At 54.1% G+C, this 19,623-nt stretch carries 23 protein-coding genes; 16 read left to right on the top strand and 7 right to left on the bottom strand.

All coding sequences use genetic code 11. The annotated features are described in order from the left end of the window. Positions 1-286 precede the first annotated feature (286 nt). The 3 genes from hrpB (at position 287) to RHM69_RS16755 (ending at position 4,533) form a co-directional block, all read left to right on the top strand. On the top strand, positions 287-2,809 hold the full coding sequence (gene hrpB / locus RHM69_RS16765) for an ATP-dependent helicase HrpB (RefSeq protein WP_322255306.1): 2,523 nt from the start codon (positions 287-289) through the stop codon (positions 2,807-2,809). A 194-nt stretch (positions 2,810-3,003) separates the two neighbouring features. Further along, on the top strand, positions 3,004-3,993 hold the full coding sequence (locus RHM69_RS16760) for a hypothetical protein (RefSeq protein WP_130175041.1): 990 nt from the start codon (positions 3,004-3,006) through the stop codon (positions 3,991-3,993). A gap of 276 nt (positions 3,994-4,269) precedes the next feature. Beyond that, positions 4,270-4,533 (top strand): siderophore-interacting protein, encoded by a 264-nt coding sequence (locus RHM69_RS16755; RefSeq protein ID WP_130175040.1) that lies wholly within the window; start codon positions 4,270-4,272, stop codon positions 4,531-4,533. Between the two features lie 61 nt (positions 4,534-4,594). Here RHM69_RS16755 and RHM69_RS16750 read toward each other — a convergent pair whose 3' ends face one another. Next, positions 4,595-5,071: a helix-turn-helix domain-containing protein gene (locus RHM69_RS16750; protein WP_093466079.1), complete on the bottom strand. Its 477-nt coding sequence runs from the start codon at positions 5,069-5,071 to the stop codon at positions 4,595-4,597. A gap of 176 nt (positions 5,072-5,247) precedes the next feature. Between RHM69_RS16750 and RHM69_RS16745 the strand changes: the two genes are divergently transcribed. The 5 genes from RHM69_RS16745 to RHM69_RS31120 all read left to right on the top strand — a co-directional run bounded on the left by RHM69_RS16745 (position 5,248) and on the right by RHM69_RS31120 (position 8,083). Next, positions 5,248-5,982 (top strand): metallophosphoesterase, encoded by a 735-nt coding sequence (locus tag RHM69_RS16745; RefSeq protein WP_055137226.1) that lies wholly within the window; start codon positions 5,248-5,250, stop codon positions 5,980-5,982. A gap of 75 nt (positions 5,983-6,057) precedes the next feature. Continuing rightward, positions 6,058-6,375 (top strand): hypothetical protein, encoded by a 318-nt coding sequence (locus tag RHM69_RS16740; RefSeq protein WP_060548094.1) that lies wholly within the window; start codon positions 6,058-6,060, stop codon positions 6,373-6,375. A gap of 98 nt (positions 6,376-6,473) precedes the next feature. After that, on the top strand, positions 6,474-6,971 hold the full coding sequence (locus RHM69_RS16735) for a hypothetical protein (RefSeq protein WP_060548095.1): 498 nt from the start codon (positions 6,474-6,476) through the stop codon (positions 6,969-6,971). Between the two features lie 81 nt (positions 6,972-7,052). Further along, positions 7,053-7,682: an HAD family hydrolase gene (locus tag RHM69_RS16730; RefSeq protein WP_200600702.1), complete on the top strand. Its 630-nt coding sequence runs from the start codon at positions 7,053-7,055 to the stop codon at positions 7,680-7,682. 134 nt (positions 7,683-7,816) lie between these two features. After that, entirely contained in the window at positions 7,817-8,083 is a 267-nt protein-coding gene (locus RHM69_RS31120) for an antitoxin Xre/MbcA/ParS toxin-binding domain-containing protein (protein ID WP_200600703.1), read from the top strand. A gap of 182 nt (positions 8,084-8,265) precedes the next feature. On the opposite strand, the gene RHM69_RS16725 is transcribed toward RHM69_RS31120, so the two are convergent. The 4 genes from RHM69_RS16725 to arsN2 form a co-directional block, all read right to left on the bottom strand. Then, positions 8,266-9,456 carry an MFS transporter gene (locus RHM69_RS16725; RefSeq protein WP_200645850.1) on the bottom strand — a complete coding sequence of 397 codons (1,191 nt, stop codon included), beginning with the start codon at positions 9,454-9,456 and terminating at the stop codon, positions 8,266-8,268. Between the two features lie 48 nt (positions 9,457-9,504). After that, entirely contained in the window at positions 9,505-10,578 is a 1,074-nt protein-coding gene (locus RHM69_RS16720; RefSeq protein ID WP_200645849.1) for a flavin-containing monooxygenase, read from the bottom strand. Between the two features lie 38 nt (positions 10,579-10,616). Then, positions 10,617-10,964, bottom strand: coding sequence for an ArsR/SmtB family transcription factor (locus tag RHM69_RS16715; protein ID WP_200645848.1), 348 nt, complete (start codon positions 10,962-10,964; stop codon positions 10,617-10,619). Positions 10,965-11,144: 180 nt separating this feature from the next. After that, positions 11,145-11,606, bottom strand: coding sequence for an arsenic resistance N-acetyltransferase ArsN2 (gene arsN2 / locus RHM69_RS16710; RefSeq protein ID WP_153426207.1), 462 nt, complete (start codon positions 11,604-11,606; stop codon positions 11,145-11,147). 129 nt (positions 11,607-11,735) lie between these two features. Between arsN2 and RHM69_RS16705 the strand changes: the two genes are divergently transcribed. The 7 genes from RHM69_RS16705 to RHM69_RS16675 are packed head-to-tail and all read left to right on the top strand — an operon-like array spanning position 11,736 to position 16,613. Beyond that, positions 11,736-12,158, top strand: a complete 423-nt coding sequence (locus RHM69_RS16705) for an arsenate reductase ArsC (RefSeq protein WP_033902852.1) — start codon at positions 11,736-11,738, stop codon at positions 12,156-12,158. Then, complete coding sequence (locus tag RHM69_RS16700; RefSeq protein ID WP_032856860.1) at positions 12,155-12,511, top strand: metalloregulator ArsR/SmtB family transcription factor; 357 nt, start codon at positions 12,155-12,157, stop codon at positions 12,509-12,511. The genes RHM69_RS16705 and RHM69_RS16700 overlap by 4 nt, the downstream gene beginning before the upstream one ends. Before the next feature lie 24 nt (positions 12,512-12,535). Further along, positions 12,536-13,819 (top strand): arsenic transporter, encoded by a 1,284-nt coding sequence (locus RHM69_RS16695; protein ID WP_032856859.1) that lies wholly within the window; start codon positions 12,536-12,538, stop codon positions 13,817-13,819. 16 nt (positions 13,820-13,835) lie between these two features. Next, the gene (locus RHM69_RS16690) at positions 13,836-14,306 is read left to right on the top strand and encodes an arsenate reductase ArsC (protein ID WP_033902850.1); all 471 of its coding nucleotides are present in this window, start codon (positions 13,836-13,838) and stop codon (positions 14,304-14,306) included. 47 nt (positions 14,307-14,353) lie between these two features. Next, the gene (gene arsH / locus RHM69_RS16685; protein WP_060548102.1) at positions 14,354-15,067 is read left to right on the top strand and encodes an arsenical resistance protein ArsH; all 714 of its coding nucleotides are present in this window, start codon (positions 14,354-14,356) and stop codon (positions 15,065-15,067) included. Positions 15,068-15,087: 20 nt separating this feature from the next. Further along, entirely contained in the window at positions 15,088-15,510 is a 423-nt protein-coding gene (arsC, locus tag RHM69_RS16680; protein ID WP_032856855.1) for an arsenate reductase (glutaredoxin), read from the top strand. A 29-nt stretch (positions 15,511-15,539) separates the two neighbouring features. Continuing rightward, positions 15,540-16,613: an ArsO family NAD(P)H-dependent flavin-containing monooxygenase gene (locus RHM69_RS16675; RefSeq protein WP_130175031.1), complete on the top strand. Its 1,074-nt coding sequence runs from the start codon at positions 15,540-15,542 to the stop codon at positions 16,611-16,613. A gap of 26 nt (positions 16,614-16,639) precedes the next feature. Here the strand turns inward: RHM69_RS16675 and RHM69_RS16670 are convergent, their stop codons facing one another. Then, positions 16,640-17,197, bottom strand: coding sequence for an arsinothricin resistance N-acetyltransferase ArsN1 family B (locus tag RHM69_RS16670; RefSeq protein WP_200645847.1), 558 nt, complete (start codon positions 17,195-17,197; stop codon positions 16,640-16,642). A gap of 344 nt (positions 17,198-17,541) precedes the next feature. On the opposite strand from RHM69_RS16670, the gene RHM69_RS16665 reads away from it, so the two are divergent. Next, positions 17,542-17,889: a hypothetical protein gene (locus RHM69_RS16665; protein ID WP_200645846.1), complete on the top strand. Its 348-nt coding sequence runs from the start codon at positions 17,542-17,544 to the stop codon at positions 17,887-17,889. Positions 17,890-18,169: 280 nt separating this feature from the next. Here RHM69_RS16665 and RHM69_RS16660 read toward each other — a convergent pair whose 3' ends face one another. Further along, the gene (locus tag RHM69_RS16660; protein WP_130175028.1) at positions 18,170-19,378 is read right to left on the bottom strand and encodes a HEPN/Toprim-associated domain-containing protein; all 1,209 of its coding nucleotides are present in this window, start codon (positions 19,376-19,378) and stop codon (positions 18,170-18,172) included. Between the last annotated feature and the right edge of the window lie 245 nt (positions 19,379-19,623).

The following is a 19,623-nucleotide window of genomic DNA, read 5'->3' as shown; positions in this document are numbered from 1 at the left end:
CGCCTTACGTGCATGAAAATCTGGGTTCAGGGACAAGCAAAGCCTGGTTTGATGATGTGCGCTCGGTTGGTATGGCCTTGGCTAATGTGTCAGAAAATGGTTTCGAGGAATGGTTGGGCCATAGCCTTTTCTCCGTTCATTCAGGACCGTGCAGGGTATAGGGCAATGCTTGCCCGAGGTTTGGAAGAGCTTGGGTAGCTTCACCACAGTTTCTCAGCTGACTTAGTCGGCCTGCGATCCTGCAACTGAGTGAGCGTATACTGCCGCTCATGTTGCAGGAGTACACATGAGTTCGTTGCCAATCAATTCCGCTTTGCCGGCCCTTCTGAAAGCTCTGAGCGAGCGTGATGAAGTGGTGCTCCAGGCACCACCCGGCGCGGGTAAAACCACCCGCGTACCGCTCGCCTTGTTAGATGAGCCTTGGCTTCAGGGTCAAACCATCATCATGCTTGAGCCTCGCCGGCTTGCTGCGCGAGCTGCAGCCGAGCGTATGGCGAACGAGCTGGGTGAGAAAGTAGGTGAGACGGTTGGGTATCGGATTCGCCTAGAGAGTAGGGTGGGCCCGCGCACCAAGATCGAGGTCGTCACGGAGGGGATCCTTGCTCGCCGGCTACAAGATGATCCTGCCTTGGATGGTGTGGGTATAGTCATCTTCGATGAGTACCACCTGCGTAACCTCGACTCAGACCTTGCACTGGCTCTGTGCCTGAGTGGCCGCGAATTGCTGCGCGATGAGTCTCCGCTGAAACTGCTCCTGATGTCCGCCACCCTGGAAGGCGCTCGCCTTTCAAAGGTGCTGAATGATGCGCCTGTGGTCACCAGCGAAGGGCGGATGTATCCGGTCTCGACGGTTTGGGGTAGCCCCTATCAGCCGGGCGAGCGAATCGATGCACGAGTCACGGACACCTGCTTGACCGCCATCAACGAACAGTCCGGAAGCGTTCTGGTTTTTCTTCCTGGGCAAGCAGAAATTCGGCGGGTGGCAGAGACCCTCAAAGAGCAGTTGAGCAGCCGTTGCGAGGTGATCGTATGCCCGCTGTACGGTGACCTCGATCTGAACGCGCAGCGAGCTGCCATAGACCCCGCACCGAAGGGCTCTCGAAAGATTGTACTGGCCACCAACATCGCTGAGACCAGCTTGACCATCGAAGGCGTCAGGGTGGTTGTGGACAGTGGTCTTGAGCGAGTGCCGAAGTTTGATCCTCGCAGCGGGATGACCCGACTCGACACGCAGCGTATTTCGAAGGCCAGCGCTACTCAGCGAGCGGGGAGGGCGGGGCGTTTGGAGCCAGGTGTTTGCTATCGCCTCTGGTCGGAGTCGCAGCACGAGCAAATGGCGGGCTACAGCACCCCTGAGATCCTGCAGGCAGATCTCGCAGCCCTAGCACTCCAGCTGGCCCGGTGGGGAATGAAGCCGGAAGATATGACTTGGCTAGATCAACCTCCATCCGCCCCTTTTGGGCAAGCCAGAGATCTGCTGAAGCGCCTGGGCGCACTCGACGATGCTGGTCAGATAACACCGCATGGTTCGGCCATGAGTGAGTTCTCAGCGCATCCACGGATCGCTCACATGCTCATCAAAGGCAGCGCGATGGGGCTGGATGACCTTGCGTGCAATATCGCAGCGCTGCTTGGTGAGAAGGACATCCTGCGTGGAGCAGGTGCCGACCTTCACACCAGGCTGAGTGCTTTGTCTGGCGAGCAGCACTTACGTCGAGGTGGTGGCTCATTCCAGAGAGTGAAGCAGTCTGCTCGGCAGTACCGATCCCACCTGCGTGGGAAGGCCTCCATCCCGGTTTGCGAGCTCGATCACCCGCGATGGGTGGGATGCCTACTGGCGTTCGCGTACCCTGACCGAATTGGCCTCCAGAGGCGTGCAAGTGCATCCGAATACCGTCTCTCCAACGGGCGGGCTGCCGTGTTCTCAGAGCCTGATGCTCTCACCAAGCACGAGTGGCTGGTAGTGGCCGACCTGGGTAGCCGGCAAGGGCAGCGTGAGGAGCGAATCTACCTGGCAAGTGACCTTGATCCGGCCCTGTTCGATGACGAGCTGGCTTACCTTGTGAGGTCTGTCGATGAGGTCGACTGGGACGAGAGGGAAGGAGTACTCAAGGCTGAGCGGCAGTTGAAGGTGGGTCAGTTGGTGCTGTCCACAACACCTCTGCTAAATCTTGATGAGCAAACCCGTTCGCTTGCCTTGGTCAACCTGGTGAGGCGGAAAGGCATTGAGCTCCTGCCTTGGAACCCTGAGCTACGGCGGTGGCAAGCGCGGGTCGATCTGCTGCGTCAGCTCGATCTTCAAAATGGGCAGGCAGAAACCAAGTGGCCTGATCTAAGCGATAACAACCTCCTGGACACGCTGGAGGAGTGGCTCACGCCGTATCTGAGAAAAATCACGAGGCTCAGCCAGTTCAGCCAGCTGGATCTGTCTTCGATAGTTAGAAACCTCCTGCCTTGGCCGCTCCCACAGGATTTAGAGGTTCAAGCGCCGCAGACGATTCAAGTACCTTCTGGTTCGAACATCCGCATTGATTATTCAGAGTACCCGCCAATCCTTGCTGTGCGACTACAGGAGTTGTTCGGGCTGACCGAAACGCCTCGGATTGCTCGGGGGAAACAGGCCCTGACACTGCATTTGTTGTCGCCGGCTCGGAGGCCTGTACAGGTCACCCAAGATCTTGCCAACTTCTGGCGGAGTACCTATGTGGAAGTCAAGAAAGACCTCAAAGGTAGATATCCAAAGCACTTTTGGCCCGACAATCCTTTAATCGCAGAAGCGACAGCTAAAGCCAAGCCCCGAAGGTCATGAGTGTTCAAGTAATCCCCAGCCTTATTGGCGGCTGACCGCTTCGCTGCCGATCCAGTAGCAGATGCGGCGAAAAGGTTGAACTAGGCGCGTCAATGCTATATATGCAGCTCCGATGAGGGCACTTGGGTCACCCCGGCTGACGCTAGGTCATGTCGTGTTTCCTCCCCACCGATTACAGCTATGGGAAGCACGCGATGTTTGAGATAGGAAGCCTGCCAGATTGGGACAATATTGCTGGTATTACGAGCGGCGTGCTCGCGCTAGGCGGAGCTCTGCTGGGAGTGAAGAAATTCGTCAAGAGGGCTGGGGCCAAAGCCGGTAGTGAGGCGACGGGAGCACGTGAAGAGGCTGCGTCTCACTCGACTTCTGGCAATCAAAGCCCGGTAGTGGCGAATAACACGGGCAACGTCAACGTCAGCTACAACACCACCTACCATAATCACCCGCCAGTAGAGTCGACGCCGCCTAACTCTGAGCCAGAGTGTGACATTCCAGGGCGTTGGAATCGCCAGCGGGCGATTGAGCTGTGCATGCAGCATCTGAACGCGGCGGATTGGAATGGCTACGATCCTGACCTGGAATTGCCGCTGGAGCACAACGTCATTGATCAGTATTCCTTGCCTTACAGCAATCGTGGGGAAGGGATGGTCGTTTTGTTTTACACGAAGACGGAAGGGCATGACTACCACGCATGTGCCCCGCACGTGAGCATTTTCGAATTCGAGAAAGTTGCAAAAGGGTGGAACCTGATTACAGAAGACATCGCCGTCTTCCGGGGAGGCGTTTGGGGTGAGCCGCCTCAGGCTAGCGTTCAGCTCATCTCGGGTGAGCGGTACGCCGTGATTTTCCGAGATGGGGACATGCACCAAGGTTGGTGTGTTGAAGCATCAACTATTCTTGCGAAGCTGGGCGACACCTTCACTCGCCTGCTCTTCATAATAACGGCACAAAGCGATGCGGACGGTAACGGGTGGTCGAGCGAGCTCACCTTCAAAGACAATGGCGAGGCGTTGCGCGATCTTGAAGTCCGGCGCAAGCCCGATGAGGGCTCCACGAACTTTGTATTCCTCGATGGGCGGGAAGAGTTGAAGCATATGGTGGCCGACTACCACGATAACATCCGCCCGTACGACCTTTTCAAGTTTAACGGCATCTCCTACACATACTCCCCGGCCATCAATTAAAGGCCACGTTCTTCTCCGGAAGGCGAGCGAGAGTGCCGGGCTTGTCGGCGACATCCTAGACAAAACGGGCTGTCGCCGCCCAGGCTGCATCGAAACTCTCCAGCGCACACTAGCGCACCCCCAAACCACGCGATTGCTTCTCCATGTCTACGGCAAAGGCCTGGCGCTGGTCTTCCGACGGCACGATGGAGCCTGGCCCTGTTCTTCCTGAACCAGATACCGCGTGTTCTGAAGTCCTCGGCTGTTTCGTTCAGCGTGTCCTGGTGGTAGGTCACAATGAAAATTTTGCCGCTGACGAGCAGCCCATCCATTCCCATAAAGGTCAAGTCGATCAGTGCGCCGACGCCCTTGATGCGCAGGGTGGTGGTGAGCGGGGATGGGCTCTTCGGCCTCAGGCCTCTCCTCCCGGCACAGTGGGTCAAAGTGTTCCTGCCGTCCAAAACACATCACCAGGTTGGGCGCGCCTTCACCATCCGGGCCTTAGATGCTGACAAGCACGAGCTGACTTTCAATATCGCCTTGAGCTCTATTGGAGGCTGAGGCATTGGCTATGTAGGGTTGTGCGGCATCGAATGGGCATGGGTACCCCACAACTCCCTTTCTAGCCAGGCAGTTCTTTGAGCCAGTAACGCCTGACAGTCGCTTCAGGCAAACCCAGCGCTCGACTCACCTCCGCCTTCGACATGCCACTGGCCTTGAGCTCTAGCACAGCTCGGATTCGATCTGGGCTGCTGGGTTTGCCTCGCGTGCGCTTTACCAGCCCTTCACCAGCGTCCCAGTGCTTCTTCAGGCCCTGCAAGCCTCCCAGGGCTATGAAGCCCTCCAAATCCTGCGAAGCCTTCGCCATGACATCGATAGGTGATGACCCATCTTGGAGGGCCTGACACAGTGCGACCAGAGCCACGAGGTCGAAATCTAGGGTCAGCGCGATCTTGCTCAGCTTGACCAAAGAGACCTGCGTTTTCCCTTGCTCCAATCGCGACAGATTGGCTTGGGAACTGATCTCGGCGAGCTCCTCCTGGGCCGATCCTCTAAGGTCGCGCAGAGCTCGGACTATTGCTGCTATCTCGTTCTGCATGCTCAGCGCTCAAAACGAAGAATAGGGCCACAGCGCCATGCGTCGATAAATATCGAAAGCTGGCAATAATGGCGATCATCGTTTATCGTGGGCCTACAGATGACAGCCTCGCCGCGTCCGGGCGACCGGCCAGGGAGTGATCAATTTATTAGAAAGTCGACGTCAGCAGGCTAGGGATGAAGCTTCACATACTGTCTGATTTACATTGTGAGTTCGCCGATTTCGTCCCCCCTGTGGTGGACTGTGACGTGGTCGTATTAGCCGGCGACATCCATGTGAAGTCCAGGGGGGCCAGATGGGCCAGCCTGGCCTTCAGCACGCCTGTCGTCTACGCCATGGGCAATCATGAGCACTACAGCGGGAATATAGATCGAACTCACAGCAAGCTGCTTGACGCTGCTGAGGCGCACGTCCACATCTTGGAAAATCAGGTTTTAGAGTACGGTGATGTGCAGTTTCTCTGTGCTACGGCTTGGACAAGCCTGGCCGCGACCGGAGACCCAGTAGCTGCTTCTTGGTGTGCTCGTGACTCACTGAATGACTTTCGCGCTATCCGTGTCGGTGAACAGTATCGGCGTTTGCGCCCTGATGACCTGATCGCGAGAAATCGAGAGACGAAGGAGTGGTTAGAGGCTCAGCTGTCGCTGCCATTCAACGGTAAGCGTGTAGTTGTGACTCACCATCCGCCCCTTATGAAGTTCGTGAGTGACCAAGGAGCCGATCCTCACTTGCGAGCAGCCTATGGAAACAATTGGGATGGCCTGATGGATTTCAAGATCGATCTATGGATCTTTGGCCATACCCACGAAGCTGTGGATGAGGTTGTTAATGGCGTCCGGTTTGTGAGTAATCCTCGTGGTTATCCCACCGAAGAAACTGGCTTTCGGCCAGACCTAGTTGTCAGTGTATGAAGACTGATTGGGCTGCCGTCGTTTAGCTTTTTCAGTAAGTGAGTAGGTTTCAAATTCGAACGTGATGGAGAATCCATGAGTTGTCTGAATTCCCAGGGCTGGATGGTTGAGGGCGTAATACGACTGCCCAGTCTGGTGTCAGCTAAGTTGGCGATTGCGCAGGCCCATGATTGGGGTGCGCTAGTGGACGCGTACTTGGTAGATGCAGCTGAAGTTGGCGATCGTTTCGTTGCGTATGTGTATGGCGATCTTTCAGGGCAACTGGTTGATGGGATGACAATTGTCACACCCCCTAGTGAGGTGATAGCGGAGGTCGAAGGCATGGCGTTATTGCGGACAGTGTCAGGCAACGATCATTACGTCATGGTCAGCCGATTGCCTGCCGCCGCTTGAGTGCCCCCGCGTTGTCGAGGCCGCTGTCTCAGCCTACTTAATTAGGCCCCACCGTCATCTAATCCATTAATAGTTAATGTGTGTTTAAGGGAAGAAGCATGTCCGAGTTAAAGAAACTGACATTGACTGTTAAGAACTATGATGCTCAAGGGAGCGGTGATCTAGACGCTCTCTATCGACGTGTTAGATATGAAGATGAGCACGGCGCTACTCTCTATTTCAAAGAGGTTGTGATGCTGAAGTACCTTGTGAAACATGGTGCTTTGGCGACTGATGTTCCGCGAACTTGGTACTATAAGCATGCCTCAAAGAAATCGATAATTGTTGTCGCTTTTGAGAAGGCTGGTGGGAAAGTTGAGTGCGACTTGGATGATCTGCGAATTATTGCAAGGTCGACTTTGGTAAAGGGTGTGGTTATTTCGCTAGCAGCGGTTCCAGCTGGGATTATTGCTGCAACGGCAACCTTTGGAGTTGGGCTTGTCATTATTCCTATGTTTTTGTGGTATGGGTACAGGAACGTCTTCAAGCTTCCGAAAATGCTGGGTCGAAAAACGCTGGTGGATGAATTTTCAAAATTTGGCGTTACTCTTCGGTAGCTTGGTTTTTTGGTTGTTGAACTTGATTCTCGTTAGAGTGGCTGGCTGTCTCGCTGACGGTGACCAGCGAAGGAAACTCAGATGAAGACCTGTGCCGTAATCTTTGACGCCTTCGGAACGCTGGTAGAGATACAGCAGCCGACACATCCGTTTCGACAGTTGCTTCGAGAGGGGCGACGCCAAGGCCGCTTGCCTCGCGCTGATGACATTCGAACGATCATGACCCGTTGCCTTTCTCTAAGCGAGGCTGCGCTGGTCTTTGGTATCAAGATCTCGCCCACCCAACTCGCATTTCTTGATCAATGCTTGGAGGAAGAGCTGGCAAGCATTCAGCCTTATCCAGACGCGGTTGAGGCCGTTGGGCTACTGCAAGCTGCAGGGGTGAGACTGGCCGTATGTTCAAATCTGGCAATGGCCTACGGCCCCGTAGTGGAAAGGATTTTCCCGCACCTTGGGGCCTATGGTTTCAGCTATCGCATTGGTGTTATGAAACCGCAAGCCGGCATCTACCAGCACACCTGCGATCTGCTTAATGTCCGGCCAGAAAATGAGCTCAGTGGTAAGAGACGGATCGTCATGATTGGCGACTCAGAAAGGTGTGATCGGGATGGGCCTGCCCTGGTCGGTATCAAGGGTTACCTGTTGCGCAGGAATGGAGGCGGGGCTTCCAATCTTTCCCATTTTGCACAATCAGTGCTGAGTGATACGTAGCTGCTAGCAGATCCTCAATTCGATGGTAAGCGTTGCGTCTGAGCTAAAGGGCCGCGCCACGAGGTGGCCCTGCCGGGATGCCCCCTGCACAGAGTACGAGGGGCGACCAGACCAGTATCACCAGAGGGTGAAGCATGAATGAGCTTAGGATTGTCGGGCGATGCGTTCGCTCCCCGATCGGCTGCTGGAGTGCTAGGCATCGCTGTTTTCAGACGCGTTACGAGCAGGTCTTCTCAATCGCGCTGGAAGTGTTTGGAAGCCGAAAGAAGGCGCAGCGATGGCTTGTAAGATCTGTAGTAGGTGTAGGCCGTCAGACACCCTGCAGGGTGCTGTGCACACCTATGGGACTCACAATTATCCATGACGAGATTATGCGGCTTGATCACGGCATACGTGCCTAATCCCATTTAGCCTGTTGTTGCTCTCTATCGAATTAGTGGTCGCCATCCCAGAAGCTATGCGATTTGTGGTCATGTGTGCCGAGCCTCACTGCCACATTTTTCCGATATGGTTGTAAGTATTGGTTTGCTAGGGAAGATAGAGGCGGATTTTCTGCGACCAAATTTGCGTCAGGTTTAAGAAGTCATTTTGCTGGGAGAGCAAGGCTCGTAATAAAGCTTATTGCTACTAGAATGCACATTCCAACTAACAGCGGAATTGATCCAAATCTTTCTAGAGCAAGTGCTGCTGCTATGGGGCCTACAGCCTGGGCAATCAGCATCGGGCGAGCCAGCAGCCCCATACGTGCTCCGTAGCCATCCGCGCCGAATAGAGCCAAGGGTAATGTTCCGCGAGCAATGGTCAGAATTCCATTACCTGCTCCGTAAAGCGCCAAGGCTACGAAGGCCAGCCACGGGATGGCCGGTAACAGCAGCGCAATACCCACCCCGCATAGCAGGATGGCGATACGAGCCGACCAGGTAGGGTGTAGGTTTCGCCCAATCGAAAACTCTGCAAGGCGTGCCATGACTTGAGATGGCCCAATCATCATTCCTATGGCCAGTGCTGTTGAAGTTGCGATGCCAAGCAGTTTTAGCACATCAAGTAGGTGGACTGAGACGGAAGAAATAACCAGCGACTGGAATGTCAGCAGCGCTGCCAGCAGGATGAATAAGCGGTTGGTTGATTTGCTGGAACTAGGAATGGGCAGGGGACTTGCTAGAGGTGCAGATTCGGCTGGGGGGCCTTTCTCGCTGGGAATTGTCATAAGATGGATTGGTAGTCCAACTACCAGGTGCATTGCGGCTAAGACAAAGCAACTGTACCTCCACCCGATCTGGTGCTCTAGGCCTGCGATCAGTGGCCAGCCTAAGGTGCTGGCAAACCCACCTAGCAAGGTTAGACCAGTCATCGAGGCACGTGCGTGGTCGCCAAGTAGTTGTCCGAGTGTCGAAAAAGCTGCGTCATAAAGGCCAGCAGCCATGCCAGCGCCGATCAGCGTCCATGCTAGGTAATAAACGGCCAAGTTACTGGCCAAGCCCATCAACAGCATACCCATCGCCAAAAATAACGAGCTAGCTGCCAATACGGGGCGTCCCCCACTTCGGTCGATCCATCGTCCCACCATGGGCGAGCAAGCTCCTGCGACCAGCAGTCCCCATGACAATCCAATTACTACGCTCGTAACTGACCATCCTGTTTCTTTGGTGATTGGTGTCGCAAGAACTGCTGGCAGGTAATAGGTCGAACTCCAAGCGAGGATTTGTGCGATTCCTAATGCCCACACAAGCCTGAATCTATTGATAGGTTGCTGGCTGCTTTCTAGGTTTTTCACTAGCTACGGACTCTTGTGTTTTTCAGACGTAGGCTGCTCAGTTTTGCGTTACGAGCGTGGGGCGGCTTCCAAATTACGAACTCGCTTTAGCAAACACCGAAGTATTTGTTCGGCATCAGGCCCCACGCCTCGTAGGGTTGCAGAGGCGAAGTTGCGTTGTTTGGGCAAGCCTACAAAGTACAAGCCTGGAACATGAACGGCTCGCCCGTCGCGCTGCGCCACTCGTCCCTGCTCATCCATTACTGGAAGGCCTTGGAGAAATGGCAGGTTCGGACGATAGCCAGTGGCAAAAATCAGGCTATCAACGGTTTCATGCTGCCCTTCGGCCCAAATAACGCCTGTTGAAGTGACCTCGGAGAACATTGCTGCTTGATTGAAGCGTCCGGATCTCAGAGCCTTTCTGTACGTGCCGTCGTCCAGTACAGGCGTGCTTTGATCGTTTAGCCACTTAGTTTTCTCTAGGCCTGTCCATTTCAACCAAGTATGAAAATCTGCTCCTAATATCCGTTGTGGCGCGAATCGAATCGCCTCTCGCGTGGCCAGAGTCACGGTTGCAACTTTGGATAAATCGTAAGCGATTTGTACAGCCGAGTTAGCAGCGCCAACTACGACGATGCGTTGCCCACTAAATGCTTCTGCATTCCGATAATTAGCACTGTGAAGCTGAGTGCCGCTGAAGTTCTTGAGCCCAGGGATATCGGGTACGTAGGGACGACTGAAGGCTCCTGAGGCCACGACCACCGCTCTCGCACAAAAGCTTTGTCCGTTCGCTGCAGTGATCCGAAATCCTTCGCCTTCCTGACCTACGTTCGCGACCCTAATCCCTTGAAGGATAGGTAACCGGAAGAAGTCGGCATAACCTTCCAGATAACGCACTACTTCATCCCGAGAAGGGTAGTGGCCTGCTGCTCCAGGAAATGGAAGCCCCGGAAGAGAGGAATATGCTGCTGGCGAGAACAATTCAAGGCTGTCGTAGTAATTACGCCAGTTCCCCCCAGGCTGCGATTGCTCATCAACAATGCGGAAATTGAGGCCGTGCTGCTTCAGGTGCCAACCGGTAGCCAACCCTGCTTGGCCAGCACCAATGACAATAACATCCAACATCTGACTTATTATGTTCATGTATGCGCACTCATGCACGTATTTGTGCAAAAAAAGGCTCAGACCTTTTCGCCTGGACAGCACAGTGCAACGATGCTTTTGGTGTGGATGAGGATGGCCTCTAGACGCTTGATAATGGCTGGGCCGTCCACTTCATAGAACATCTGGCGCCCTACCTTAGTGGCTCTAACGATCCCCGCCTCTAGTAGCACCTGAAGGTGGCGAGACACAACCGAACGCTCTTGAGGTAAGTCAGCCGCAATTTCAGTGACATCAGCACGGCCTAGTAGCATTACGCGCTTCAGCACTGCGATTCGCGGTGGCTCACAGAGGGCTTTGAAGAATGCACCGTCCAGCGATTCTATGGCGGCCTCGATTGCCTGGGTTCGGTTCAGTAATAAGGTCATGTAGCGACTATATGTGCATGTACGTGCACATGTAAAGGTCGGGTCGACAAAGCACGACCTGCCAGCACTCCAGAGGGCCGTGCCTATCTACTGACGAGCAACACCTCAATCCAGGTGCCAAACTTCTCAATGGGATGATCGGCCAACCTTCTGCTGCTAGGTTATCGGTAGCGTCGACAATCAGCCATCGTCCAGCGGTAACGCCTTGCACATGTAACAAGCCGAGCCAGGGCAAAGCCCCCTAAACTGCTCCGTCTGTGAGATCAGAGGCGGCGCAGAGCCCCGTTGATGCACTGCGTACCCCTGCTGCTCAAAAAATCCTGGCGCTGTTGTTGTCAGCAAATGAAATCGAGCGATTCCCTGCCCGGCGGCTATCGCTTCAATGACTCGAAGCATTTCAGCTCCAACCCCTTTCGATCTGCATGCCGGCTCCACGACCAGGGAACGCAGCAACCCGTCCGTACCATGCGTTTCGAATCCTCCCCATGCGACCGTCTTACTGTCCAGCGTGAACTCAAAAAAGGTTCGGCCCGGAAGATCAATATCGTCTGATGGAAGGTCAGCAGATTTCAGTGCATCGCGAAAGCGCTGCCATTGCCCACCGGCTATTTCCGTTGCCTGGATCATCATCTCCCACTCCATCCTTCCATCTCCTTTGTGCTGCTTTGCATGGACTGTTACGGCCCAAGCCGAAGCCGTAGTCATCATATTCGCTTTACCGAATATCTGCCAAAGCGTATATTCGATTTTCCATATGCATCGAGTCTAGTCATGACCCCTGCTATCAAAGTGCTTTTCGTGTGCGTTGCCAACTCAGCCCGCTCCCAGCTTGCAGAGGCTTTGCTGCGTCACACCGACCCGCGCTTCGAGGCCTTCAGCGGAGGATCCCAACCCTCTGAGGTTGATCCGCGCACGATTCAGGCGTTGGAGGCAGTTGGAGTCGATGCGACGGGCCTGCGAAGCAAGTCCATCAGCGAGTTTCAAGCTGATCGATTCGATTACGTAATCACTCTTTGCGATAAATCCGCCAGCGAGTGCCTACCAATGCCCAGTGCAGGTGAAGTCATTGCCTGGGACTTTCCTGACCCAGTAACGAACGATGATCCCGGTGCATTTCGCCACACGCTCCACGACATCCACGAGCGCATCAAGCTCTTCGTTTTGGTCAAGACCAAACACCTGGAGGATCTATGACAGAACCCATGAACCCCACCACGTTATTCAAGTGCTTGGCGGATGACACCCGAGCCAAAATTTCCCTGCTTGTCGTGAGCGAAGGCGAGCTGTGTGTCTGCGAGCTGACGGCGGCACTCGACCTGAACCAGCCGAAGATTTCTCGTCATTTGGCCCTGCTGCGTTCTGCTGGTTTGTTGATGGATCGCCGGCAAGGTCAGTGGGTGTACTACCGCCTGAACCCCGATTTGCCTGCGTGGGTAACTGCGGTTTTGAAAGAAGTCGTAGACGCCAATCAGCAATGGCTGGAAACCGAGACTAAACGCCTGTGCGGTATGAACGACCGTCCGATCAACCAGGCCGTGTGCAGCTGATTCACGCCCAACCGGATTAACGAAATGCTGATTGCCGTATTGATATTTATCGCCACCATCGTGCTCGTCATCTGGCAGCCCAAAGGGCTCGGAGTTGGTTGGAGTGCCACGTTGGGTGCCATCGTGGCGTTGCTGGCAGGCGTCGTTACTCTTGCAGACATACCCGAGGTCTGGCGCATCGTCTGGAATGCTACCGGAACTTTCATCGCGGTCATCATCATCAGTTTGCTGCTTGATGAGGCAGGCTTTTTTAAATGGGCTGCGCTGCATGTGGCCCGATGGGGAGGCGGAAGCACCCGCAAGCTGTTCGCATTTATCGTCCTGCTTGGCGCAGCGGTGTCGGCCCTGTTCGCCAATGACGGAGCAGCATTGATCCTCACACCCATTGTGATCGCGATGTTGCTGGCGTTGCGTTTTTCTCCTGCGGCTACTTTGGCATTCGTCATGGCAGCCGGTTTTATCGCCGACACGGCGAGCTTACCGCTGGTGGTTTCCAACCTGGTCAACATCGTTTCTGCCGACTACTTCGATATCGGCTTCAACGAATATGCTTCGATCATGGTGCCGGTAAACATCGTCAGCGTGGCAGCGACATTAGCCATGCTGCTGTGGTTTTTCCGCAAAGATTTACCAAAGACCTATGACCTCAACCAACTGAACAATCCGGACGAGGCAATCCACGACCGGGCCACGTTTGTAGCCGGCTGGTGGGTGCTGGCACTACTCCTGATCGGCTTCTTTGTCATTGAGCCGTTGGGGGTGCCAATCAGCGCCATTGCAGCGGTCTGTGCGTTCATTCTCTATGTCATCGCGGCTCGTGGTCACGCCATCAACACAAGCAAGGTGCTCAAAGAGGCCCCATGGCAAGTAGTGATTTTTTCTTTGGGTATGTACCTGGTCGTCTATGGCCTGAAGAACGCCGGCCTGACCGACCACATCGCGCAGATCCTGAACGTGTTCGCCGGTTATGGCGTTTGGGGCGCGTCCCTGGGTACAGGGCTGCTAACAGCATTGCTGTCTTCGATCATGAACAACATGCCCACGGTTCTGGTTGGTGCCTTATCCATCCATGCCGCCGAAGTTGATGGCGTCGTACAGCAAGCAATGGTGTACGCCAACATCATTGGCTGCGATCTAGGCCCGAAGATCACTCCAATTGGCAGTCTGGCCACGCTGCTGTGGCTGCATGTGCTGGCCAAGAAGGACATCAAGATCAGTTGGGGTTACTACTTCAAGACTGGGATCGTGCTGACCTTGCCTATCCTCGTCGCCACCTTGTCTGCCCTGGCATTGCGCCTCAGTTTCTGAATCAAGGAATCTTCTGATGAAAGTCTTGTTCATGTGCACCCACAACAGCTGCCGCAGCATTCTGTCCGAGGCGCTTTTCAACCACTTGGCGCCCGAGGGCGTAGAAGCTGTCAGCTCAGGAAGCTTTCCCAGTGGCCGGGTGAATCAAAGGGCACTGCAGACACTGGAGGCGGCGGGTATCTCTACTGCGGGCTTAAGCAGCAAGGCTTCGGACGCTTTTGAAGGCTCGCCGCCAGACATCGTGATCACTGTCTGTGACCGGGCTGCAGGTGAGGCATGCCCAATCTTTTTCGGGCCAGCTTTGAAGGCGCATTGGGGGCTGGCCGACCCGTCTGAGGCTAGCGGGTCGGAAGCCGAGATCACCGCTGCGTTTGAAACCACACTAGCCAAAATTCACGAGCGCGTGAGCGCATTTCTTGCGCTGCCACTGAAGACCATCAGCACTGACCAGTTGAAAGCTGAACTGAACCGCATCGGTTCGCTTTAAAGATCAACCGAGGCGGCACCCAACCAGGCGCCGCTGTAGGAGTTTATATGCAAGACACATTGCCGAACGTCCACGCCGACCTGATCGACATTCCTTCGTTGGAACAACTGGAGCCGCGTACGCCTTCGCTCCATAGACCGCGCATTCTTCTACTGTATGGATCAACGCGAGAGCGCTCATTCAGCCGGTTGGTGACTCAGGAAGCAGCCCGCTTGTTGGAGGAGTTTGGCGCCGAAACCAAAATCTTCGATCCCTCGGGTTTGCCGCTGCCGGACGATGCTCCGGATACACATCCCAAAGTGGCGGAGTTGCGCGAACTCATGCAATGGTCTGAAGGACAGGTGTGGTGTTCGCCTGAACGGCACGGCTCCATGAGTGCAGTATTCAAAGCCCAAATTGACTGGGTTCCGCTGGCGATTGGCGCTGTACGACCTACGCAAGGCAAAACCCTTGCTGTGATGCAGGTCTGCGGCGGCTCGCAATCTTTCAACGTGGTGAATCAGCTGCGCGTACTGGGTCGATGGATGCGGATGTTCACCATCCCAAATCAATCTTCGGTGGCCAAGGCGTTCACCGAGTTCGACGAGGCAGGCCGTATGAAGCCGTCCTCGTACTACGACCGACTGGTGGACGTGATGGAAGAGCTGATGAAGTTCACGCTGCTGTTGCGGGGTCGCCAGGACTACTTGGTTGATCGCTACTCCGAGCGTAAAGAGTCCGCCGAAGAGCTGTCCAAACGCGTCAACCAGCGCTCCATCTAACGTCAGTGCGAGGAAACTGTATGAGCCAGATCACGATCTATCACAACCCGCAATGTGGCACCTCTCGCAACACCTTGGAGCTGATCCGCAACAGCGGAGAAGAGCCGACTGTTATCGAGTACCTACAGACCCCACCTGACCGCACCACGCTTGTCAGGTTGATCAAGGATATGGGTATTGAGGTGCGGGCCCTGCTTCGCATCAAAGGCACTCCTTACGAGGAGTTGGGACTGGTCGATACGTCACTTACTGATGATCAGCTCATCGATGCCATGATGGCTCACCCCATCCTGATCAATCGCCCCATCGTCGTGACGCCCTTGGGCACACGCTTGTGTCGTCCGTCAGAGGCAGTCCTCGACCTTCTACCGCAAGAGCAGCGCGGCAGCTTCGTCAAAGAAGACGGACAAGTCGTCATTGATGAGAATGGCCGCAGGGTTTAAACCGATGTAAAGCAGATGGGCCTGGGGGGATGTTGGTGAATCAAAACTCGAAATTTGATGTAGTGGTCATTGGCGGTGGCCAATCCGCGCTCACCGTAGCCTATTTCTTGAGGCGTACCGGCCTTTCCTATGTATTACTCGACGCCGAGTCAGCACCGGGAGGGGCCTGGCGGCATGGGTGGGATTCTCTCCGACTATTCTCGCCGTCTGCTTGGAGCTCTATTGCCGGCTGGCCCATGCCAGCAGTATCCGAGGGGACTCCTGGGCGGGACGATGTTGTCGACTATCTAACTCAGTACGAACGCCGATATGACTTTCCCATCATCCGATCCACGCGGGTAAACCGTGTCGAGAAAATCGAAGACGGATTACGGGTTGTCTCCGAGGGAAGAGCCTGGGAGGCCAAAGCGGTTATCAGTGCAACAGGCACCTGGAGCCGCCCATTTATCCCAAGCTATCCCGGACAGGAGTTGTTTTTAGGGCAGCAGCTTCATTCCGCTCATTACGTTGGGCCGGATGAGTTTGAGGGGAAAACTGTCCTTGTCGTCGGTGGTGGCAACTCGGGAGCTCAGATTTACGCCGAGGTTTCCAAAGTGGCTCAGGCAACCTGGGTAACTCAAGAGGCCCCGAAGTTTCTACCTGATGAGGTCGATGGTCGCGTCCTGTTCGAGCGAGCTACTGCTCGATTGAAGGCGCAGCAGGAGGGCCTGGAACCTCAGCAGCCGCCAGGAGGGCTCGGAGACATCGTGATGGTTCCGTCGGTCAGGGAGGCTCGTGAACGCGGCGTGCTGAATGCCGTACGACCATTCAAGCGCTTCACTTCAACAGGCGTTGTGTGGTCGTCAGGAGACGAAACAGCGGTGGATGTCGTCTGGTGCACGGGATTTTCTCCCGCGCTCGACCACCTGAGCAGCCTGGGCGTTGTAGGCCTGGACGGTAAAGTGGCTGTGGACGAAAATCGAAGTGTTGCGTCACCCAATCTGTGGCTGGTGGGTTACGGCGATTGGACGGGGCTCGCCTCTGCGACATTGATCGGAGTAACCCGCACCGCTCGGGATGTAGTCAAGCAAGTGCAAAGCTATCTCACAGATGCAGCACGATAGCTCACGTCCAGAATTCGAGTGGACTACTATGATGCCGCTTTAAGCTCGGGAAAAATAATTGGCTCCAGTGGCGGAGTCGCCTGGCACAGTCCGAGCCGCCAGTAACCGACGTCGTGCCATTTCCCAAGCTTGAAGCCCACCTCCGGATATGTCCCGATATGGACGAAGCCTAGCGACTCGTGCAGGCCCACACTGCCCTCATTGGGTTGCGCAACTCCGGCGTAAGCTGCGCGAAATCTCTGTTTTTCAAGGGTCGGAAGCAAGGTCTCATAGAGCTCACGGCCAACGCCCTGCCGGCGAGCCGATTCAGCTACATAAACCGTCACGTCAACAGCCCATCGGTAGGCCGGACGAGCCCTGTGCTGGCTTGCGTAGGCGTAGCCCTTGATCTCGCCATCCTCTTCAGCCACTAGGTAGGGATATGTCTGAAGTGTCGTCGTTATCCGCTGAGCAATTTCCTCAACGCTTGGCGGGGTCTCTTCGAATGAGATCGCTGTATTTAGAACAATGGGAGCATAAATGCGCTGGATGGCTTCTGCGTCGGTGATTACTGCCGTACGAATTTTCAAACCCTTTACAGCCATCTTGAATAATCTCTTCGTTGAATTGCCGTCGTTCGGCGCTCGGAATTTAACTACGCTCGCCGCAGCGATGCATTTCTGACTGAAACCGGTGACTGGTATGGCTTAGAGGCAGAAACGATCGACATGGCCAATGTACCTGCTGGGCGAGGTCGTAGGCGATCACAATTCGCACTTGGCGACCTACTGCGCGCTTCGAAAATTCGGATCTGTAAACTAAATTTTTGATCTGTAAACCTCGGCGGTTAACACGTTAAAAAATTGGTTTACAGGGTGCATCTGAATTCTGGCCGCGCTTGGGGCTATGTTGCCAATTTATGGATAATGCGAGCCCGACATCGGATTCTATGACCCCACTGTCTGATGGTCAGCTCTGGTCTCTTGCCTGCGAAGCCTATGGGGATGATCTCCCTGTAATCCTTCGATCGCTTTTAAGCGTCTACGAGCGTCGTCCTGGGCTGAATAATCCTATCCGTGTTCACAGGTCGGTCATCGGCGTTGATGGCTTTATAGCGCTTCGAGAGGCCCTTGTTACACAGCGCTCCAATAGTTTCCATCAGATCCAAGGTTGCTTGGAGATCCGCGAACCTCTGGCTTGGCATCTCGTACGCCATCTGCAGCAGAAGCTGATCATCGATGGGCATGCCCCTGCTTCAATCCGCGACCAGCGTTTTGCGGCAGACCTGGGGCTTTGAGTTTATCCCGGTGACGCGACTAGTCGCGCATTGGGTCACGGCGGTGCTGGTCGTCATCAGTTGTGGCAGTCCCTTTGTCCGATTTCGATCGCAGCTGTTTGATCGATACACCCGCTTCGCTGAAGTCTGGCATCATCTCCGCGAACTCCATGGGTGACGAGACGGTGCTTCGGGCAGCAGTGCGCAAGTGCCTGGATGAAGAGCGTATAGGGCCGATTCATGGCCTTGGGTTCAGTGACTGTGGCCCTTACGTGGGTGATTGCTGCGAAGCTAAAAGCAGTCACATCACAATAATTTGGAATCTCGGGTTTGGGCTCCAGTCGCTTTCATTATCATTTTCGTAGAAAAGCAAGTTGTTTCGGATTTGATCGTCAATTTTTTCCAGGAATGAAACAATCGACGATATAAGAGCAATAACGTTTTGCTCTGTTATATTGCGATACTCGCCTTTAAAAGTTTTGCCATTTCTGTGGACGATATCGTGCCGGATCTCAACAGCTTTCTTTAGTTCTAGTGTTTCTTCTCTAGGGAAGTTTACAATCAAAACGTTTTGATATAGTTTTGATGTTTCTTCGATGTTGTGAAAGCTGGTCTTGTCGAGTAATGCCGACACATCTTTTTCAAGCTTTTCAAGCGTCAGGTATATCTCACTAATCTTGATTTTTTTCTGAAACGAATCTTCAAATTCAACATACCTTCGGATTACTGCTTGATTATTAAATATTAATTTTCTCATTGTGTCTGATAGATATGTTTCAAGCGCGGTGATAACACCTGCAAACAGAAGCTTTGCAAGTGTATTATTTACTTCGACCGTGTGCACAATGTTTTCTATTTCATGTATCGAAGTTTTAAAAATTTCATAAAGGTATGTGCGCGGCTGAAGGTACTCGATATACGTATCGAACGCAGCTATAGATCCTGCCTTGACGCAGTCTGTGCAGTCCATTATCACTTCGGCGTCGTCAGGAGTAACTTCTAACACTGCGAGCGTGTAGCAGTCGGGAGTAATGCAAGGGAAAGAAGTATATCGATTATCGCTGTTCCATTTGCCAACACTAGTCAAATAGTTTATTACCGCATCCGTGTGCTGATAGTTATCATGTAGAGCGCGTCGATCTAGCTCCTCATTTACGATGACTTTTAATTTGGATAACCAGTCGTCTAACGTCATTCCGGTAATTGCGTTGCGAAGAGTGGCTACGTCGTCCGGGTAGTATTCTGTTGCAAATTCAAATTCTTTCTCAATATCTATAATGGCTCGCTCATACTCCGATTCTAGGAGACGTCTGTCGCACCCTTGGAGCGCTAGTCGACGACGGGCCGTCGCTGCGTCGGTCACATATAAATGCCGCTTAGTACCAATGTTAGCTTCATTCCCTTCCCTAGTTATACGATCGGATTTTTGGAAATACCACTCCGAGAAACACTGACTAGAGTTGCTAAATACTTCGAATCCTTGAATTTTAATGTCATACCAGCTGGACATTACTGCCTCCTTATGGTTGCTAGATCGCGACGCCGGCCGACAAATGCTATGCGTCGATTGCAATTGCTTGCATATCTAACCTGGGCCAGTGTCGCTCGACGGAGCGCCCGAAACAGAGGAGACAGCCAAACATTAGCCTGAAGTTAGCATTTCGCCATTAAGTCGTCGAGCGGCTGCTTTTGGCCGATCAGGGTCGGCCAGCGGGCTGGTCAAATCCGACGCAAACGACTGGTCAAGTCGAATTC

This window comes from Pseudomonas sp. CCI1.1 (genome assembly GCF_034348165.1).
In the GTDB taxonomy this organism is placed as follows: Bacteria; Pseudomonadota; Gammaproteobacteria; order Pseudomonadales; family Pseudomonadaceae; genus Aquipseudomonas; species Aquipseudomonas paracarnis.
This window is presented reverse-complemented; position numbering and strand designations above follow the sequence as displayed.